Origin of the sequence: Flavobacterium sp., from assembly GCF_049318185.1 — a bacterium.
Lineage (GTDB): Bacteria > Bacteroidota > Bacteroidia > Flavobacteriales > Flavobacteriaceae > Flavobacterium.
The window spans coordinates 1-2,676 of sequence record NZ_JBMOGV010000199.1 but is presented as its reverse complement, the minus strand read 5'-3'; the positions used below and the strand labels follow the sequence as shown (position 1 = coordinate 2,676).

Here is a 2,676-nt window from a genome sequence, read left to right as displayed (position 1 = left end):
CCTACAAAGATGATATCATGTGCTATATGTTCGGGTTTGAGGTTTAAATGATAGACGCTGCCATCTGGATTTAATATTAATTCTGATGATTGTATCATTACTGTTACATTATTTATTTGTTGAATTGAGTATTTGATGTTTATTACATCAACCGCCTACTCGTTTGGTTTTAAAACCTTTATCCTTTAGGATGTTCATTATTTTATCGCGGTAATCGCCTTGAATGATGATAGCTCCGTCTTTGAAAGTACCACCAACACTCAGTTTTGTTTTTATTTCTTTAGCTATTATTTTAAAATCTTCATCAGTACCTTCATAACCTTCAATAATGGTAGTCGCTTTGCCTTTTCTTTTTTCATATTTGCAAATCACGGGTTCCTTTTGGATAAAAAGATTATGTTCTTTTTGAACCACTTCCTCTTTTTCGGTGGATGGCTCGTGGTCTGGAAAAAGTTTTTTTAATTGTTCTTGTAAGTCCATTTTTTTTTAAATTGCTGAGTTGCTGAGTAACTAAGGCGCTGAGTTTTTATCATAGATACTCAGATGTTAAGGCACTCAGCTAGTCAAAATAAACCAAAAAAGACATCAAGCATAAAACTCAATGTCTTTATTGAATTATTGAATTAACTTTTACTTCTTTTTTAATCCTAGTTCTACCAGCCTTTCGTCTAGGTATTCACCTGCTGTAATGTCCTCAAATCCTTTTGGATTGTTAGCATCAATACACTTCTCTAAACAGTTCAAAGGCATATCACTCACAGGGTGCATAAAAAACGGAATAGAAAAACGAGATGTTCCCCATAATTCTCTTGGTGGGTTTACCACTTGGTGAATTGTAGATTTCAATTTGTTATTCGTGTGACGGGATAGCATATCACCAACATTAATCATTAATTCGTCGGGTTGAGCCATAGCGTCTATCCAGTCGCCATCATGATTTTGTACTTGCAATCCTTTGCCTTGTGCACCCATTAATAATGTTATCAAGTTGATGTCACCATGAGCAGCTGCACGAACAGCGCCATCTTGTGGTTCATCCGTAATAGGCGGATAGTGAATCGGTCTCAGGATACTATTACCGTCTTTGATGTAATTATCAAAATAAAATTCATCCAAACCAAGATACAAAGCCAAAGCTCTCAATACATAAACACCTGTTTTTTCTAGCATCTGGTAGGCTTCTTTACCCACTTCGTTAAAATGGGGTAACTCAGCAACGGATACATTGTCTGGGTATTCGCTAGCATATTTTGAGTCTTTGCTAACGTATTGTCCAAAATGCCAAAACTCTTTCAAGTCGCCTGCCGAACGCCCTTTGGCATGTTCTTTTCCAAAAGAAACATAACCACGCTGTCCACCAATACCAGGAATTTCATACTTCTCTTTGGTTTCCAATGGAAGCCCAAAGAAGTTGCGCACTTCCGAATATAAATCTTCAACTAGTTTGTCATCCAAAAAATGACCTTTTAATGCTACGAAGCCAATGTCTTCATAAGCTCTTCCGATTTCATTTACAAATTTTTGTTTACGTGCCGGATCGTTCGACAGGAAATCACGTAAGTCAACACTAGGAATTTGTTGCATACTATAACTTTATTTTTAATTGGGTAAACTGGAAAAATTCCAATCATAATAACAAATGTAACGAATTTTTAAATAAACAAAATCAAAGTTGTCAACAATTAATAACGCTAAATCGCATCTTTATTTATTTCTAGTCTATTGTCTTTGCTCTTGCATCTTTTCTCTATTTCTCTTTTCTATTTGCCAAATAACTAAACACTTTTTAGTACTTTTGGGCAACAATATAATACAACAAACCAACATGAATTTTGATAGAAGAGAGTTATCCAACATTCAGTTATTGAACTTATATAAAAGCCTCCTCAAACCCAGATTGATAGAGGAGAAGATGCTTATTTTATTGCGTCAAGGCAAAGTATCTAAATGGTTTTCAGGCATTGGGCAAGAAGCTATAGCTGTGGGTATAACTGCCGCCTTGGATAAAGACGAATACATTTTACCGATGCACCGAAATCTAGGCGTGTTTTCAGGAAGAAACATCCCGTTACATCGATTATTTTCGCAATGGCAAGGAAAAAAAACGGGCTTTACCAAAGGGCGCGACCGCTCGTTTCATTTTGGCACACAAGAGTTCAACATTATAGGAATGATATCGCACCTTGGTCCACAAATGGGCGTTGCCGATGGGATTGCTTTAGCCAATAAACTAAAAAAGAACGGAAAAGTTACCGCGGTATTCACTGGTGAAGGCGCTACTTCTGAGGGAGATTTTCATGAAGCGTTGAACATAGCTGCGGTTTGGGAATTGCCAGTTTTGTTTGTCATTGAAAACAACGGCTATGGTTTGTCTACTCCCACCAATGAACAATACAGTTGTGAGAATTTAGCCGATAAAGGAATAGGTTATGGAATGGAAAGTCATATCGTAGATGGAAATAATATTTTGGATGTTTTTACTACTGTTAGTGAGTTAAAAGCTTCGATGGTAGATAATCCTAGACCTGTATTATTAGAGTTCAAAACCTTTCGTATGCGCGGTCATGAAGAGGCGAGTGGTACAAAATATGTCCCACAAGAGTTGATGGATATGTGGGCTATTAAAGACCCAATTGCGAATTATAGAGATTATTTACTTCGCGTTAGTGTACTATC

At 36.7% G+C, this 2,676-nt stretch carries 3 protein-coding genes and 1 pseudogene; 1 reads left to right on the top strand and 3 read right to left on the bottom strand.

Going from position 1 to position 2,676, the window contains the following annotated elements; translation table 11 throughout:
- The 3 genes and pseudogenes from ACOYLT_RS11475 to ACOYLT_RS11465 all read right to left on the bottom strand — a co-directional run.
- A pseudogene (locus ACOYLT_RS11475) lies at window positions 1–98 on the bottom strand (phosphorylase); the annotation flags it as partial.
- Window positions 99–147: 49 nt separating this feature from the next.
- Entirely contained in the window at window positions 148–480 is a 333-nt protein-coding gene (locus ACOYLT_RS11470) for a translation initiation factor (RefSeq protein WP_422853979.1), read from the bottom strand.
- Between the two features lie 150 nt (window positions 481–630).
- Window positions 631–1,584, bottom strand: coding sequence for an isopenicillin N synthase family dioxygenase (locus ACOYLT_RS11465; RefSeq protein WP_422853978.1), 954 nt, complete (start codon window positions 1,582–1,584; stop codon window positions 631–633).
- A gap of 241 nt (window positions 1,585–1,825) precedes the next feature.
- Here ACOYLT_RS11465 and ACOYLT_RS11460 point away from each other — a divergent pair.
- On the top strand, window positions 1,826–2,676 hold an 851-nt coding region (locus ACOYLT_RS11460; protein ID WP_422853977.1), incomplete at its 3' end, for a thiamine pyrophosphate-dependent dehydrogenase E1 component subunit alpha.

Bases quoted from the DNA above. Each gene is read 5' to 3' on its own strand.
- ACOYLT_RS11470 (WP_422853979.1), bottom strand. From the start codon at position 480: ATGGACTTACAAGAACAATTAAAAAAACTTTTTCCAGACCACGAGCCA.
- ACOYLT_RS11465 (WP_422853978.1), bottom strand. From the start codon at position 1,584: ATGCAACAAATTCCTAGTGTTGACTTACGTGATTTCCTGTCGAACGAT.